The organism is Streptomyces sp. NPDC091282 (genome assembly GCF_044757385.1).
In the GTDB taxonomy this organism is placed as follows: domain Bacteria; phylum Actinomycetota; class Actinomycetes; order Streptomycetales; family Streptomycetaceae; genus Streptomyces; species Streptomyces gramineus.
Map to the genome: position 1 here is coordinate 151,630 of NZ_JBIVUX010000007.1, position 15,490 is coordinate 167,119.

General features: G+C 70.9%; 15 protein-coding genes. All 15 read right to left on the reverse strand.

Translation table 11 applies throughout. The annotated features are described in order from the left end of the window. Positions 1–9: 9 nt before the first annotated feature. Positions 10–2,538, reverse strand: coding sequence for a bifunctional (p)ppGpp synthetase/guanosine-3',5'-bis(diphosphate) 3'-pyrophosphohydrolase (locus ACIQOE_RS30205; protein ID WP_362178346.1), 2,529 nt, complete (start codon positions 2,536–2,538; stop codon positions 10–12). Positions 2,539–2,764: 226 nt separating this feature from the next. Continuing rightward, positions 2,765–3,304 (reverse strand): adenine phosphoribosyltransferase, encoded by a 540-nt coding sequence (locus ACIQOE_RS30210; RefSeq protein WP_365558103.1) that lies wholly within the window; start codon positions 3,302–3,304, stop codon positions 2,765–2,767. Next, a complete protein-coding gene (gene secF, locus ACIQOE_RS30215; RefSeq protein ID WP_351320160.1) occupies positions 3,301–4,410 on the reverse strand; it encodes a protein translocase subunit SecF in 1,110 nt (369 codons plus the stop codon). The genes ACIQOE_RS30210 and secF overlap by 4 nt, the downstream gene beginning before the upstream one ends. 3 nt (positions 4,411–4,413) lie before the next feature. Then, positions 4,414–6,198, reverse strand: coding sequence for a protein translocase subunit SecD (gene secD, locus ACIQOE_RS30220; RefSeq protein WP_351320162.1), 1,785 nt, complete (start codon positions 6,196–6,198; stop codon positions 4,414–4,416). A 141-nt stretch (positions 6,199–6,339) separates the two neighbouring features. Further along, positions 6,340–6,879 carry a preprotein translocase subunit YajC gene (gene yajC, locus ACIQOE_RS30225; protein ID WP_351320164.1) on the reverse strand — a complete coding sequence of 180 codons (540 nt, stop codon included), beginning with the start codon at positions 6,877–6,879 and terminating at the stop codon, positions 6,340–6,342. Between the two features lie 365 nt (positions 6,880–7,244). Next, on the reverse strand, positions 7,245–8,312 hold the full coding sequence (gene ruvB / locus ACIQOE_RS30230) for a Holliday junction branch migration DNA helicase RuvB (RefSeq protein WP_351320166.1): 1,068 nt from the start codon (positions 8,310–8,312) through the stop codon (positions 7,245–7,247). Between the two features lie 27 nt (positions 8,313–8,339). Then, a complete protein-coding gene (gene ruvA, locus ACIQOE_RS30235; RefSeq protein WP_401414846.1) occupies positions 8,340–8,945 on the reverse strand; it encodes a Holliday junction branch migration protein RuvA in 606 nt (201 codons plus the stop codon). Next, entirely contained in the window at positions 8,942–9,481 is a 540-nt protein-coding gene (gene ruvC / locus ACIQOE_RS30240; RefSeq protein WP_351320170.1) for a crossover junction endodeoxyribonuclease RuvC, read from the reverse strand. The genes ruvA and ruvC overlap by 4 nt, the downstream gene beginning before the upstream one ends. A 124-nt stretch (positions 9,482–9,605) precedes the next feature. Further along, positions 9,606–10,358 carry a YebC/PmpR family DNA-binding transcriptional regulator gene (locus ACIQOE_RS30245; RefSeq protein WP_365573634.1) on the reverse strand — a complete coding sequence of 251 codons (753 nt, stop codon included), beginning with the start codon at positions 10,356–10,358 and terminating at the stop codon, positions 9,606–9,608. A 52-nt stretch (positions 10,359–10,410) separates the two neighbouring features. Then, positions 10,411–11,013 (reverse strand): pyridoxal 5'-phosphate synthase glutaminase subunit PdxT, encoded by a 603-nt coding sequence (pdxT, locus tag ACIQOE_RS30250; RefSeq protein ID WP_351320174.1) that lies wholly within the window; start codon positions 11,011–11,013, stop codon positions 10,411–10,413. Then, on the reverse strand, positions 11,013–11,918 hold the full coding sequence (pdxS, locus tag ACIQOE_RS30255) for a pyridoxal 5'-phosphate synthase lyase subunit PdxS (protein WP_351320176.1): 906 nt from the start codon (positions 11,916–11,918) through the stop codon (positions 11,013–11,015). The genes pdxT and pdxS overlap by 1 nt, the downstream gene beginning before the upstream one ends. Positions 11,919–12,045: 127 nt before the next feature. Next, a complete protein-coding gene (locus ACIQOE_RS30260; protein WP_351320178.1) occupies positions 12,046–12,609 on the reverse strand; it encodes a hypothetical protein in 564 nt (187 codons plus the stop codon). Between the two features lie 101 nt (positions 12,610–12,710). Continuing rightward, the gene (locus tag ACIQOE_RS30265; RefSeq protein ID WP_362643728.1) at positions 12,711–13,871 is read right to left on the reverse strand and encodes a glycosyltransferase family 4 protein; all 1,161 of its coding nucleotides are present in this window, start codon (positions 13,869–13,871) and stop codon (positions 12,711–12,713) included. Further along, positions 13,868–14,776, reverse strand: coding sequence for a phosphatidylinositol mannoside acyltransferase (locus tag ACIQOE_RS30270; protein WP_399012924.1), 909 nt, complete (start codon positions 14,774–14,776; stop codon positions 13,868–13,870). Before ACIQOE_RS30270 ends, ACIQOE_RS30265 begins: the two co-directional genes overlap by 4 nt. Beyond that, positions 14,773–15,450, reverse strand: coding sequence for a phosphatidylinositol phosphate synthase (gene pgsA, locus ACIQOE_RS30275; protein WP_362643729.1), 678 nt, complete (start codon positions 15,448–15,450; stop codon positions 14,773–14,775). Before pgsA ends, ACIQOE_RS30270 begins: the two co-directional genes overlap by 4 nt. Between the last annotated feature and the right edge of the window lie 40 nt (positions 15,451–15,490).

Consider the following 15,490-nt stretch of genomic DNA (forward strand, 5'->3'; position numbering starts at 1 on the left):
GCGGCGCCGCTAGGAGCGGTTGCGGGCCGACGTGACCCGGTAGACGTCGTAGACGCCCTCCACGCCGCGTACGGCCTTCAGGACGTGGCCCAGGTGCTTGGGGTCGCCCATCTCGAAGGTGAACCGCGAGGTGGCCACCCGGTCGCGGGACGTCTGGACGGCCGCGGACAGGATGTTGACGTGCTGGTCGGACAGGACGCGGGTGACGTCCGACAGGAGCCGGGATCGGTCCAGCGCCTCGACCTGGATGGCGACCAGGAAGACCGAGGACTGGGTGGGCGCCCATTCGACGTCGAGGATGCGTTCGGGCTCCCGGGACAGCGACTCCACGTTGACGCAGTCGCTGCGGTGAACCGATACGCCGCTGCCGCGGGTGACGAACCCGATGATCGGGTCGCCGGGCACCGGCGTGCAGCAGCGGGCCAGCTTGACCCAGACGTCGTCGACGCCCTTCACGACCACGCCGGGGTCCTGGTTGCTGCGCCGCTTGCGGCCGCGGGTGCGGGACGGCGGTACGGCCTCGTCGATCTCCTCGGTGGCCGCCTCCTCGCCGCCGAGTGCCTGCACCAGCTTCTGCACGACGTTCTGCGCGGCCACGTGGCCCTCGCCGATCGCCGCGTACAGCGAGGAGATGTCCGGATAGCGCATCTCGTGCGCGAGCGTGACCAGCGAGTCGCCGGTGAGGATGCGCTGGATCGGCAGGTTCTGCTTGCGCATCGCGCGGACGATGGCGTCCTTGCCCTGCTCGATCGCCTCGTCCCGGCGCTCCTTGGAGAACCAGGCGCGGATCTTGTTGCGGGCCCGCGGCGACTTGACGAAGCCGAGCCAGTCCCGGGAGGGGCCGGCGCCGGGTGCCTTGGAGGTGAAGACCTCGACCAGGTCGCCGTTGTCCAGGGTGGATTCGAGCGGGACCAGACGGCCGTTGACGCGGGCGCCTATCGTGCGGTGGCCGACCTCGGTGTGCACGGCGTACGCGAAGTCGACCGGGGTGGCTCCGGCGGGCAGCGCTATGACGTCGCCCTTGGGGGTGAAGACGAAGACCTCGTTGCGGGACAGGTCGAAGCGCAGGGACTCCAGGAACTCGCTGGGGTCCTCGGTCTCCTTCTGCCAGTCCAGCAACTGCCGCAGCCACGCCATGTCGTTGAGGTGGTCGTCCTTGCCCTTGCCGGACGACTTCGGCACGTCGGTGCGGACCTTGGAGGCGCCGGCGACGGCCTCCTGCTTGTACTTCCAGTGCGCGGCGATGCCGTACTCGGCGCGGCGGTGCATGTCGAACGTGCGGATCTGGAGTTCGACCGGCTTGCCGTTGGGGCCGATGACCGTCGTGTGCAGCGACTGGTACATGTTGAACTTGGGCATCGCGATGTAGTCCTTGAAGCGCCCCGGAACCGGGTTCCAGCGCGCGTGGACGGTGCCCAGGGCCGCGTAGCAGTCGCGGACGGTGTCCACCAGGACGCGGATGCCCACCAGGTCGTAGATCTCCGCGAAGTCCCGGCCGCGGACGATCATCTTCTGGTAGACGCTGTAGTAGTGCTTCGGGCGGCCGGTGACGGTCGCCTTGATGCGGGCGGCCCGCAGGTCGGCCTGGACCTCGTCGGTCACTATGGCCAGGTACTCGTCGCGCTTGGGCGCCCGCTCGGCCACCAGCCGGACGATCTCGTCGTACATCTTGGGGTAGAGGATCGCGAACGCGAGGTCCTCCAGCTCCCACTTGATGGTGTTCATGCCCAGGCGGTGGGCGAGCGGCGCGTAGATCTCCAGGGTCTCGCGCGCCTTCTTCTCCTGCTTCTCGCGCTTGAGGTAGCGCATGGTGCGCATGTTGTGCAGGCGGTCGGCGAGCTTGATGACCAGGACGCGCGGGTCCTTGGCCATGGCGACGACCATCTTGCGCACGGTCTCGGCCTGCGCGGCCTCGCCGAACTTGACCTTGTCCAGCTTGGTCACGCCGTCGACGAGCAGCGTGACGACGTCGCCGAAGTCGCGGCGCAGGTCCTCCAGGCCGTACTCGGTGTCCTCGACGGTGTCGTGCAGCAGCCCGGCCATCAGGGTCGCCGGGTCCATGCCCAGCTCGGCGAGGATCGTGGTCACCGCGAGCGGGTGGGTGATGTACGGGTCGCCGCTCTTGCGCTTCTGGCCGCGGTGCCAGCGCTCGGCGACCTGGTAGGCCCGCTCGATCTGGCGCAGGGTGGCGTTCTCGATCTTGGGGTCGTTGCTGCGGACTATGCGCAGCAGCGGCTCCAGGACCGGGTTGTACGGGTTGGCGCGCTGCACGCCGAGCCGGGCCAGTCGGGCGCGGACGCGGTTGGAGGAGCCGGTGCGCGCGGGCTGGCCGGTGTTGGGCCGGGTCGTGGAACGCTCGGCCGGGGCCGGTTTGGGGCGCGAGGTCTCGGCCGACTTCTCGGCGGGCGCGGACTGGGCGTGCTCGACCGGCCCACGGGTGTCGTTCTTGGTCTGCGACACGTTCGACGCGGGCTTCGCCGCGGGCGCCGAGGCGGGCTCGGGCTTGGCGGCGGTCAGTGGCTGGGCCTCGTCTGGCAAGAGGACTCCTCGTGCGCGATCCGGGTCCCCCGGTCAGGCTCCGGAGTGCCCATGGTAGCGATCCTGGGCCAGGTCATCGCCTTCAGGCGGAACCGAGGAATGTATACGGGAGTAACACGCGAGGCCACCGAGGGATTCCGCGCGGGTGTCCTGAGGGTTGCGAGGGCCGGGGAGACGGACGAACGGCCGCCCCGAAGGGACGGCCGTTCGATCAGTAGTACGACGCTCAGACCTGGAGGAGTGCCTCCAGCGGCGCTCCGTCCAGGGCCGGCTCCAGGCGGGCTCGGCCGGACAGGAAGCCCAGCTCCATCAGGACCGCGACACCCGCGACCTCGGCGCCGGCGCGGTGGATCAGCCGGATCGAGGCCTCGGCGGTGCCACCGGTGGCGAGCACGTCGTCGACGATCAGGATCCGGTCGCGCGTGCCGATGTCCTCGGCGTGCACCTCGATCTCGGCCGAGCCGTACTCCAGGTCGTAGGTCTGGCTCAGGGTGGCTCCGGGGAGCTTGCCCGCCTTGCGGACCGGGATGAAGCCGAGGCCGGCCCGGACGGCGACCGGCGCGCCCAGGATGAAGCCCCGGGCCTCCAGGCCGACGATCTTCGTGGCACCGGTGCGGCCGGCGATCTCCGCGAGGGCGTCGGTGAGCGCGGTGAACGCGGCCGGGTCCGCCAGGAGCGGGGTGATGTCCTTGAACATCACGCCCGGCTCCGGGTAGTCCGCGACGTCCCGGATGCGGCTGAGCAGCAGCTCCTCGATGTCCGTCATCGGCGCTTCCCCGAAGGACGGCCGCGGCCGCCCCGGTTGCGGGACGCCGGCTGGTTGCGCGGGCCGACGACGGCCGGCGCGGAGTCGTCGGGTCCGTCCGGGCCGCCGACCCGGGCGTCGGCCATCTCCTCCTCTGCGGCGGCCTGGGCGCGCTTGGCGAGGACGCGCTTGCGCAGCGCCTTCATCTGCGGCTCGGCCTCCTTGAGGTCGGCGACCAGCGGCGTGGCGATGAAGATCGACGAGTAGGCACCGGCGGCCAGACCGACGAACAGCGACAGCGAGATGTCGTTGAGCGTGCCCGCGCCGAGGAAGCCGCCACCGATGAACAGCAGGCCCGCGACCGGCAGCAGTGCGACCACCGTGGTGTTGATCGAACGGACCAGGGTGCCGTTGATCGACTGGTTGGCGATGTCGCTGTAGGTGAAGCGGGTCTGCTTGGTGATGTCCTTCGTCTGCTCCTTGAGGCTGTCGAAGACGACGACCGTGTCGTAGAGCGAGTAACCGAGGATCGTCAGCAGACCGATGATCGTGCCGGGCGTGACCTCGAAGCCGACCAGGGCGTAGATGCCGGTCGTGATCGTGATGTCGTGGATCAGCGCGACCAGGGCCGCGATCGCCATCCGCCACTCGAACGCGATCGCCAGATAGATCACCACGAGCACCATGAAGATGGCGAGGCCTTCCCAGGCCTTGTTGGCGATCTGGTCACCCCAGCTGGGGCCGACCAGGTCGGCCGCGATCGACTCGGGGTTGAGCTTCATGTCCTTGGCCAGCTGGGCCTTGGTGGCGTCCGACTTCTCGGTGTCCATGCCCGCGATCTGGATGCGCAGACCGCCGGAGCCGAGCTTCTGGACGACCGCCTCGTGGCCGGCGGCCTGGGAGGCGTAGGTCTCCGCCTGGGAGACCGAGACGCTGGTCTTCGGGGTGGTGAAGACGGCACCGCCCTGGAAGTCGATGCCCATGTTCAGGCCGCGCACCGCCAGGCCGACGATGGCCGTGATGGTGATCAGGATGGAGACGCCGTACCAGATCTTGCGCTTGCCGACGAAGTCGTAGCTGATCTCGCCGCGGTGCAGTCGGGCGCCGAGGCTGCCGAGTTTCGACATCGCTCACGCTTCCTTCGGGTCGACAGGGCCGGCGACGGGACCGGCGGGACGGCGGGTGCGGCGCAGCGGAGGCTTGGCGCCCAGCCCCTTCGGGTCGAGCCCCGACCACTTGTGGCCGTTCGCGAAGAACTTACGCCGGGCGAGGATCGTCATCAGCGGCTTGGTGAAGAAGAAGACGACGACCACGTCGAGGACGGTGGTCAGACCGAGGGTGAACGCGAAGCCCTGGACCTTGCCGACGGTCACGATGAACAGCACGGCGGCGGCCAGGAACGACACGAAGTCGGAGACCAGGATGGTGCGCCGGGCGCGCGGCCAGGCCCGCTCGACGGCGGGGCGCAGGGAGCGGCCCTCGCGGATCTCGTCCCTTATGCGTTCGAAGAACACGATGAACGAGTCCGCTGTGATACCGATCGCGACGATCGCACCGCAGACGGCCGGCAGGTTCAGCGCGAAGCCGATGGCCGGGCCGAGCAGCGCCATGATGACGTAGGTCAGGATCGCGGAGACCAGCAGCGAGGCCATCGCGACCAGCGACAGGCCGCGGTAGTAGACCACCAGGTAGATCACGACGAGGGCGAGGCCGATGGCGCCGGCCAGCAGACCGGCGTGCAGCTGCTCGCCGCCGAGCGCGGCGGTGACGGTGGTGACGCTCTCCTCCCGGAAGGACAGCGGGAGCGCGCCGTAGGACAGCATGTTGGCGAGGCTCTGCGCCTCTTCCTGCTTGAAGCTGCCGGAGATCTCCGCCTGGCCGCCGGTGATGGACTGGCTCACGTACGGGCTGGAGACGACCTCGCCGTCGAGAACGATGCCGAACTCGTTCTGCGGCTGCTGGTTCTTGGCGAGGGAGGCGGTGACGTCGGCGAACTTCTTGGCTCCGCTGGAGTTGAAGTTCATCTGGACCTGCCAGCCGGAGGCACCCTGCGTGTCGAAGACGGCCTGGGCCTTCTTGACCTCGGTGCCGTCGACGGCGGCCGGGCCGAGCACGTACTTGTACCAGACGCCGGAGACCTTGCCGCAGGCCACCGTCGAGTCGGTGGGCTTGGCGGACTTGCCGGCCTTGGCGCGCTGGGCGTCCTTGGAGCAGTCCAGCGCCGCGTACTCGGCCTGCAGCTTAGTGGCCTCCGCGGAGGCGGCCGCGTCGGCCGAGGAGGAGGCGGAGGGGCTGGAGGAGGAGCTCGGGGACGCCGAGGAGGACGGCGTGGAGTCGGCCTTCAGCGCGTCCGTGACGGCGCGGCCCTGGGAGGTGGCGGACGACGACGGCGAGGAGGACGACCCGGTCGCCTTCTCGGACGACGAGGCGCTGCTCGACGGGCTCGGGCTCGAGGAGGGGCTGGAGCTGCCGCTGGAGGACGCGCTCGGGGAGGTGCTCGGCGTGGCACCGGCGCTGGCCTCACTGGCCAGGACCGGACGGAAGTACAGCTTCGCGGTGGTGCCGACCTGCTGACGCGCCTCCTCGGAGTTGGTGCCCTTGGGGATGTTGACGATGATGTTGCTCGTCCCCTGGGTCTGTACCTCCGCCTCGGAGACACCGAGGCCGTTGACACGGCGGTTCATGATCTCGACCGCGGTGTCCATGTTGGCCTTGTTGATCGCGGACCCCTGGTCCGCCTTCGCCTGCAGCGTGATGCTCGTACCGCCCGCAAGGTCGATACCGAGACGCGGAGTGGTGTGCCCCGAGGCGAACATCCCTCCGGTGAGCGCCACGATGGCGATCAGGATCAAGGCCAGCGAGCGCCCTGGCTTGCTCTGGGCGCTCGCGCTCCGGCCCCTCTTAGGTGCTGCCACCTTCTCGTACTCCCTCTCGGGCCGCCGCGCGCCTGGTCGGTGCGGTCGGCCATGACATGGTGTCGGGATCCCGTGCGGGAAACAGACGCTCCCGGGGTGCGGACGGCATGCCTGAGGCGGGCCGTCCTCCCCGGGACACGGCTACTTCGCGTCGGAGTCGCCCTCGGTCTTCTTCGGCTCTTCGTCGGCCTTCGCCTCGGAGGGCTTCGCCTCCTCGGCCTTGTCCTCCACCGTGCCCTCGGCCTTCTCGTCGGCCTTGTCCTCGGCCACGTCCTTCTTGCCGAAGTCGACGGCCTTGTCGCCGGAGGCGGCGGCAGCGCCGGCGGGCTCGTCGTCGGTCTCGGTGAGGGCGGAGGCGTCGTCCGGAACGATGGCGGTGTCCGACTTCAGGTCGTGCTCGATGCCGTGCACGATGCGGTTGTACTCGTCGTCCGTGAGCACGGCGCCGATCGCGTTCTTCGCGAAGAGGAGGTCGACGCCCGGACCGGCATCGACGAGGACCGTGTCCTCGTGGACCTCCTTGACCGTCGCGTACATGCCCCCGATGGTGCGGATGCCACTGCCGGGCTGGATCTCATTCCGCATCTGGTTCGCCTGCTGCTGGCGCTTCCTGTTGGAACGCGTCATCAGGAACATGGCTGCGATAAGGACGACGAAGAAGAGAAGAGGCAAGGTATTCACGAGACGGAATTTCCTTCGCGCAGCCGCGGCGGTGAGCGGCCTGGATGATGGGGGTGTGGGTCGGCGCCGCCCGCAAAGGCAGCATCGGCGGAGTCTAAGCGAGTCCGCGCGCATGGAACAACGCTCAGCATGGCACCTGGGTTCCTGCACCCGCCAATGCCCCGCCGTCACGAAGAGATCACGGCTGCCCACGGGACCCGCGGGGCGACGGCCGAATACCGGGGGCCGGAGGTAAGGGAGAGACGGGACACATCCCGCCGGGGACCCGCAGACCGGGCGCTCCACGTCCGGCGCCGGGATCGGGAACCGGACACGATCCGGCGCCGGGATCCGGGGCGAGACGCGTCCGGCCCCGGCCCCGCCCCTCAGGCGCCGAACAGGTCCTGCTGGCCGGGTCCCGTGCCGCGGGGAGGCGTCAGGCCCAGGTGGGACCAGGCCGCGGGGGTGGCGACGCGGCCGCGCGGGGTGCGGGCGAGCAGGCCCTCGCGGACCAGGAAGGGCTCGGCGACCTCCTCGACCGTCTCCCGCTCCTCCCCCACCGCGACGGCCAGCGTGGACAGGCCGACCGGACCGCCGCCGAACAGTTTGAGCAGGGCCTCCAGCACCGCGCGGTCCAGCCGGTCGAGGCCGCGCTCGTCCACCTCGTAGACGGCCAGGGCCGCGTGCGCGATCTCGCGGGTGATCAGCCCGTCGGCCTTGACCTGCGCGTAGTCGCGGACGCGGCGCAGCAGGCGGTTGGCGATCCGGGGCGTGCCGCGGGAGCGGCCGGCGATCTCGGCGGCTCCCGCGGGGTCGATCTCGACGTCGAGCAGATTCGCCGAGCGGTGCACCACCCGTTCCAGTTCCCGCGGCTCGTAGAACTCCATGTGCGCGGTGAAGCCGAAGCGGTCGCGCAGCGGCGGGGGCAGCAGGCCCGCGCGCGTGGTGGCGCCGACCAGGGTGAACGGAGGGAGCTCCAGGGGGATGGCGGTGGCGCCCGGCCCCTTGCCGACGATGACGTCGACCCGGAAGTCCTCCATCGCCATGTACAGCATCTCCTCGGCGGGCCGGGACATGCGGTGGATCTCGTCGAGGAAGAGGACCTCGCCCTCCTGGAGGGAGGAGAGGATCGCGGCGAGGTCACCGGCGTGCTGGATGGCGGGGCCCGAGGTGATGCGGATCGGGGCGCCCATCTCGGCCGCGATGATCATCGAGAGGGTGGTCTTGCCCAGGCCGGGGGCGCCGGAGAGCAGCACGTGGTCGGCTGTGGCACCGCGCGCGCGTGCGGCCCGCAGGACCAGGTCGAGCTGCTCGCGGACCTTCTCCTGGCCGATGAACTCGCCGAGGTCCTTGGGGCGCAGGGCGGCCTCGACGGCCTGGTCCTCCCGGTCGGCGACGGCGCCCACCAGCCGCTCCGCGTCGGCGCCGGTGTCGGTCGTGTCGTCCCAGTTCATAAGTGATGTGCCTCAGCGGTGGTGGGGTCAGCGGGCGCGGTTGAGGGTCTGCAGGGCCGCCTTGAGGAGCTGGCCCACCTGCGGGGTGCCGGCGGCGGCCTCGGCCTGCGGGGCGACGGCGGTGACGGCCTCCTCGGCCTCCCGGGTCGCGTAGCCGAGGCCGATCAGCGCGGCGTGCAGCTGGTCGCGCCAGCCCTGGCTGACGGGCGAGCCGATCGCGGGGGTGCCGAGGGGTTCGCCGAGCCGGTCCTTCAGCTCCAGGAGCAGCTTCTGGGCGCCCTTCTTGCCGATCCCGGGGACGGCGGTGAGTGCCTTCTCGTCGCCGGTGGCGACGGCCCGGCGCAGGGCGTCGGGGCTGTGCACCGCGAGCATGGCCTGCGCGAGCCGGGGGCCGACCCCGCTCGCGGTCTGCAGGAGTTCGAAGGTCTGGCGCTCGTCGTCGTCGGCGAAGCCGTACAGCGTGAGCGAGTCCTCCCGTACGACGAGGGAGGTGGCGAGCCGGGCCTGCCGGCCGGTGCGCAGTCCGGACAGGGTGTTCGGCGTGCACTGGACCGCGAGGCCGATCCCGCCCACCTCGACGACCGCGGAGTCCGGGGCGAGGGCGGCGACCGGGCCGCTCACGAAGGCGATCATGCCGTACGGCCTTTCGTTGCGTTGGCTGCGTGCAGGGCGACGGCCTGCTGGAGTCGGTTCTGGGCGGGGGCGCGCCAGATGTGGCAGATGGCGAGCGCGAGGGCGTCGGCGGCGTCGGCCGGCTTGGGCGGGGCGTCCAGTCGCAGCAGCCGGGTGACCATGGCGCCGACCTGGGCCTTGTCGGCGCGCCCCGAGCCGGTGACGGCGGCCTTGACCTCGCTCGGGGTGTGCAGGGCGACCGGGATGCCCCGGCGGGCGGCGCACAGCATGGCGACGGCGCTGGCCTGGGCGGTGCCCATCACGGTCCGGACGTTGTGCTGGCTGAACACCCGTTCCACGGCGACGAATTCGGGCCGGTGTTCGTCCAGCCACCGCTCGATGCCCTGCTCGACGGCGACGAGGCGATGGCCGAGTTCCGCGTCCGCGGGCGTGCGGACGACTCCCACGCCGATCATGGTGAGCGGCCGTCCGGCGACGCCTTCGACGACCCCGACACCGCATCGGGTCAGTCCGGGGTCCACCCCCAATACGCGCACCGCGCCCCTCCCTTCGGTCACCTGTTTGTGCAGGCTAGCGGGTGCCACCGACAACGGCCGGCATGACGACGGGCCGACGGGTGTGTCCCGTCGGCCCGTTCGGCCGGTTCAGCCCGCGGCGGCGTTACGCGTCGACCTTCTCCATGACCTCGTCGCTGACGTCGAAGTTGGCGAAGACGTTCTGCACGTCGTCGCTGTCCTCGAGGGCGTCGATCAGCTTGAAGATCTTCCGGGCGCCCTCCTCGTCCAGTTCGATCTGCATGGTCGGGACGAAGTTGGCCTCGGCCGAGTCGTAGTCGATGCCGGCGTCCTGGAGGGCGGTGCGCACGGCGACCATGTCGGTGGCCTCGCTGAGCACCTCGAAGGACTCGCCGAGGTCGTTGACCTCCTCGGCACCCGCGTCCAGGACGGCGCCCAGGACGTCGTCCTCGGACAGCTCGCCCTTGGGGACGATCACGACGCCCTTGCGGTTGAAGAGGTACGACACCGAGCCCGGGTCGGCCATGGAGCCGCCGTTGCGGGTCATGGCGACGCGGACGTCGGAGGCCGCGCGGTTGCGGTTGTCGGTGAGGCACTCGATGAGCACCGCGACGCCGTTCGGGCCGTAACCCTCGTACATGATCGTCTCGTAGTCGGCGCCGCCGGCCTCCAGGCCGCCGCCGCGCTTGACCGCGGAGTCGATGTTCTTGTTCGGGACCGACTGCTTCTTCGCCTTCTGGATGGCGTCGTAGAGAGTCGGGTTGCCCTCGATGTCGACGCCGCCCATCCGGGCCGCGACCTCGATGTTCTTGATCAGCTTCGCGAAGAGCTTGCCGCGCTTGGCGTCGATCACGGCCTTCTTGTGCTTCGTCGTAGCCCATTTAGAGTGGCCGGACATCTGCCTGTCTCCTTCGCGTAACCCATCCAAACAACGAACGCCAGAGATCCTACTAGGACCGCGCCGTCCGGTACGCGTGCACCATGTCGACGAAGAGGGAGTGAACGCGGTGGTCGCCGGTCAGTTCCGGGTGGAACGACGTGGCCAGAGCGTTGCCCTGGCGGACCGCCACGATGTGGCCGTCGTGCTCGGCGAGGACCTCGGCCGCGGCACCGACCGACTCGACCCAGGGCGCGCGGATGAACACGCCCTCCACGGGATCGCCCGGCACGCCCTCGACGGCGACCGCGGCCTCGAAGGACTCGTTCTGCCGTCCGAAGGCGTTGCGGCGCACGATCATGTCGATGCCGCCGATCGTCTCCTGGCCCGAGCGCGGGTCGAGGATCTTGTCGGCGAGCATGATCATGCCCGCGCAGGTGCCGTAGACGGGCATGCCGTCCCGCACGCGCGCGCGGAGGGGTTCCATCACGCCGAACAGGACGGCGAGCTTGGAGATGGTGGTGGACTCGCCGCCCGGCACGACCAGGCCGTCCACCTCGGCGAGCTCCTCGGGACGGCGGACCGGGCGGCCCACGGCGTCGGCCGCGGCCAGGGCGACGAGGTGTTCCCGTACGTCGCCCTGGAGCGCGAGCACTCCGACCACCGGAGTGGTCATCACCAGCCCCGGTTCGCGTAGCGCTCGGTCTCGGGGAGGGTGTCGCAGTTGATGCCGACCATGGCCTCGCCGAGGTTGCGGGACGCGTCCGCGATGATCTTCGGGTCGTCGTAGAAGGTGGTCGCCTTGACGATGGCGGCGGCGCGCTTGGCCGGGTCGCCGGACTTGAAGATGCCGGAGCCGACGAAGACGCCCTCGGCGCCGAGCTGGCGCATCAGGGCGGCGTCGGCCGGGGTGGCGACACCACCGGCGGAGAACAGCACGACCGGCAGCTTGCCCAGCTCGGCGACCTCCTTGACCAGCTCGAACGGGGCGCGCAGCTCCTTGGCGGCGGCGTAGATCTCGTTGTTGTCGCAGCCGCGCAGCTTGGCGATCTCGCCCTTGATCTGGCGCAGGTGGCGGACGGCCTCGACGACGTTGCCGGTGCCGGCCTCGCCCTTGGAGCGGATCATGGCCGCGCCCTCGGCGATGCGGCGCAGGGCCTCGCCGAGGTTGGTGGCGCCGCAGACGAACGGCGTGGTGAAGGCCCACTTGTCGGAGTGGTTGACCTCGTCGGCCGGGGTGAGGACCTCGGACTCGTCGATGTAGTCGACGCCGAGCGACTGGAGGACCTGGGCCTCGACGAAGTGGCCGATCCGGGACTTGGCCATGACCGGGATGGAGACGGCCTCGATGATGCCCTCGATCATGTCCGGGTCGGACATCCGGGCCACTCCGCCGTCCTTGCGGATGTCGGCCGGGACCCGCTCCAGCGCCATGACGGCGACGGCGCCCGCGTCCTCGGCGATCTTCGCCTGCTCCGGCGTGACGACGTCCATGATCACGCCGCCCTTGAGCTGTTCGGCCATGCCGCGCTTCACGCGGGCGGTGCCGGTCTCGGGAGCCTGGTTGTCAGTGGTGGACACGGGTGACCTCACTTGCTGAAAGAGGGTTTCTGCGAACACCGAGGAAACGCGAGCGGACCAGTCCACAGCAAGGGCCAATGGCAAGCCGGTGGATCCTTTTGGCCTTGTGGGGCCGGTTCGCCGCAGGTCAGGCGGCCGCTCCGGTGCCGCGGTCGGCCAGCGCCACGGGCGGTTCGTCGTCCATCTCGAAGGCCATCGGGAACGGGGCGTGGCCGGCCAGCCGGAACCAGCGGACCTTGCGGTGCTCGCGCAGCCGGCGGGCCGCGCCGACGGCGTCGTTGTGGAAGCGGCGGGCCATCGGGACCCGGCGCACGGCCTCGGCCAGTTCGCTGGTCGCGGCCTCGCCGCCGGGGGCCGCGCGGACCTCCTCGACCTGCTGGGGATGTTCGAAGACCGCCCGCAGGGCCTGGCTCAGGTCGCTCTCGGCGACCTCGCGCTGGTCCTCCTCGGACTGCCGGGCCGCGTGCGCGGCCTCGTACAGCACGATCGACGCGGCCGGGTCGAGCACCCCGGAGGTCGCCAGCTCCTGGGCGACGGACGCGCGCCGCAGCAGCTGGGCGTCGAGGGCGGCGCGGGCCGCGTCGATGCGCGCGTGCAGCCGGTCGAGCCGCCCCGCGGTCCAGCTCAAGTAGAGGCCGACCACCACGAGCGCGGCGAGGATCCAGAGCGTCCAGATGAGTGTTGCGGTCACGGGCGGAACGCTATAGGAAGCGTCCGCGCGAGCGCCCCGTCAGGGGCGCGGGGTGCCGCGCGCCCGGCCGCGACGGCTTCGGGGCCGTCGCGGCGGGGCCCTCAGTCCCGGGCCAGGCCGAAGCGGGACCGCAGCCCCGGGCGTTCGTCGGTGGCCACCGCCGCCGCGCCCGCGGTCACCGTCTCGTAGACGGAGAGGATGTCCGCGCCGACGGTCGACCAGTCGAAGCGGCGTACGTGCAGGCTGCCGCGGGTGCTCAGCGCGGCCCGGCGCTCCGGGTCCGCCAGGAGCCGTACCGCGGCCTTCGCCAGGCCGTCCGCGTCCTCGTTGGCGAACAGCTCGCCCGCCGCCCCCTGGTCCAGGACCTGGGCGAAGGCGTCGAGGTCGGAGGCGAGGACCGGCGCGCCGGCGGAGAGCGCCTCGACCAGGATGATCCCGAAGCTCTCGCCGCCGGTGTTGGGCGCGATGTACAGGTCGAGGCTGCGCAGGAAGCGGGCCTTGTCCTCGTCGCTCACCATGCCGAGGAACTCGACGCGGGAGCGCAGCTCGGCGGGCAGGGACTCGACGGCCGCCTCCTCGTCGCCGCGGCCGGCCACCAGCAGGCGGGTCTGCGGACGGGCGGCGAGGATCTTGGGCAGGGCCTTCATCAGCACCGGCAGGCCCTTGCGGGGCTCGTCGATGCGGCCGATGAAGCCGATGGTGTCGCCCTGCCACTCGGGACGGGGCTCGGCCTTGGCGAAGAAGTCGACGTCGACGCCGTTCGGGATGACGACCGCGTCCCCGCCGAGGTGCTCGACCAGGGTCCTGCGGGCGTACTCGCTGACCGCGATCCGGGCGCTGATCTTCTCCAGCGCGGCCTGCAGGATCGAGTACGCGGCGATCATGGCGCGGGAGCGCGGGTTGGAGGTGTGGAACGTCGCCACCATGGGGCCCTGCGCCGCCCAGCAGGTCAGCAGGCCGAGGGACGGCGAGGCCGGCTCGTGGATGTGGACCACGTCGAACGCGCCGTCGTGCAGCCAGCGCCGGACCCGCGCGGCGGACAGGAACCCGAAGTTGAGACGGGCCACCGAGCCGTTGTACGGCACCGGCACCGCGCGGCCGGCCGAGACGACGTAGGGCGGCAGCGGGGTGTCGTCGTCGGCGGGCGCCAGGACGGAGACGTCGTGGCCGAGGCGGATGAAGTACTCGGCGAGGTCGCGGATGTGGAACTGGACGCCGCCGGGGACGTCCCAGGAGTACGGGCAGACGATGCCGATCCTCACGACGGTCCCTTCGCGGGGTCGAGGTCGGCGAGCCACAGCCTCTGGAGCATGTGCCAGTCCTCCGGATGGTCGGCGATCCCGGTGGCGAAGGCGTCGGCCAGCGCCTGTGTCATGACAGACGTCTTCGCCGCCCGGTCGCCTGACTCGGGCACGTCGACCGGTGCGTGCACCCGGCCCTTCATGACCGGTGTGCCGTCGTACCAGAGGGTCACCGGGAGCAGGTACGCGCCGGTCTGCTGGGCCAGCAGGGCGGGTCCGGCGGGCATCCGGGCGGTGCCGCCGAAGAAGTCGACCTCGACGCCGGAGGCGGACAGGTCGCGGTCGGCGACCAGGCAGACCAGGCCGCCGTCGCGCAGTCTGCGGGCCAGGGTGCCGAAGGCGGAGCCGCCGCTGTGCGGCAGGACCTCCATGCCGAGACCCTCGCGGTAGGCGACGAACCGGTCGTAGAGGGTCTCCGGCTTGAGGCGCTCGGCGACCGTGGTGAACGGGGTCTTCAGCTCGGTGGTGACCCAGGCGCCGGCCAGGTCCCAGTTGGCCAGGTGCGGCAGCGCGAGGATCACACCGCGGCGGGAGGCGAGACCGTCGGTGAGGTGATGGACGTCCTTGGGCGCGAAACCGGTCCTGACCCGGTCCTCGTTCCAGGACGGCAGCCGGAAGGACTCCATCCAGTACCGCAGGTAGGACCGCATGCCGGCCCGGGACAGCTCGCGCAGCCGCTCCGGGCTCGCGTCCGGCAGCACGCGCGCGTAGTTGGACTCCAGGCGCTGGACGCCCTTGCCGCGCCGGTGCCAGGCGAGGTCCGCGACGGTCCGACCGAGGCGGGCGGCGACCGGTTCGGGCAGTTTCTTGACGGTGCTCCAGCCGAGCCCGTACAGCCCGTCGGTGAGCCGGTCGGCGGCGCTCACTGTCCGGCCTCGCTCCCGTGACCTGCGGTCTCCCGGCCTGCCGCGGCCTCCGCCTCCGCGGACTCCCTGCGGACCGTGACGACCCGCTGCACGAGGGTGACGAGGCTGCCCACGGCCACGATCCACAGGGCGATCGGCAGCAGGATCTGGATGCCCGGCACACCGAAGTTGTGGAAACCGGCCAGACCGGCGGCCACCAGCGAGATCACCAGGCGCTCGGCCCGCTCGACCAGGCCGTTGACGGCCACCGGCAGGCCGATCGACTCGCCGCGCGCCTTGGTGTACGACACCACCTGGCCGCTGGCCAGGCAGAAGATGGAGACGGCGCACAGCATGTCGTTGTCGCCGTTGCCCGCGTACCAAAGGGCGAAGCCGCCGAAGATGGCGCCGTCGGCGACCCGGTCCAGGGTGGAGTCCAGGAAGGCGCCCCAGCGGCTGGTGCGGCCCAGCTGGCGGGCCATGTTGCCGTCCACCAGGTCCGAGAACACGAACAGCGTGATCACGATCGTGCCCCAGAAGAACTCGCCCCGGGGGAAGAAGACCAGCGCGCCCGCGACGACTCCGGCGGTGCCGAGAAGCGTGACCGTGTCCGGGCTCACACCCCGGCGGATGAGAAACGCGGCGAACGGTGTGAGGACACGCGTGAAAAATGCACGCGCGTACTTGTTCAGCATGGCCTTCCCGACGGTCGTTGCGCCGTGCGGCCCCTGCTGG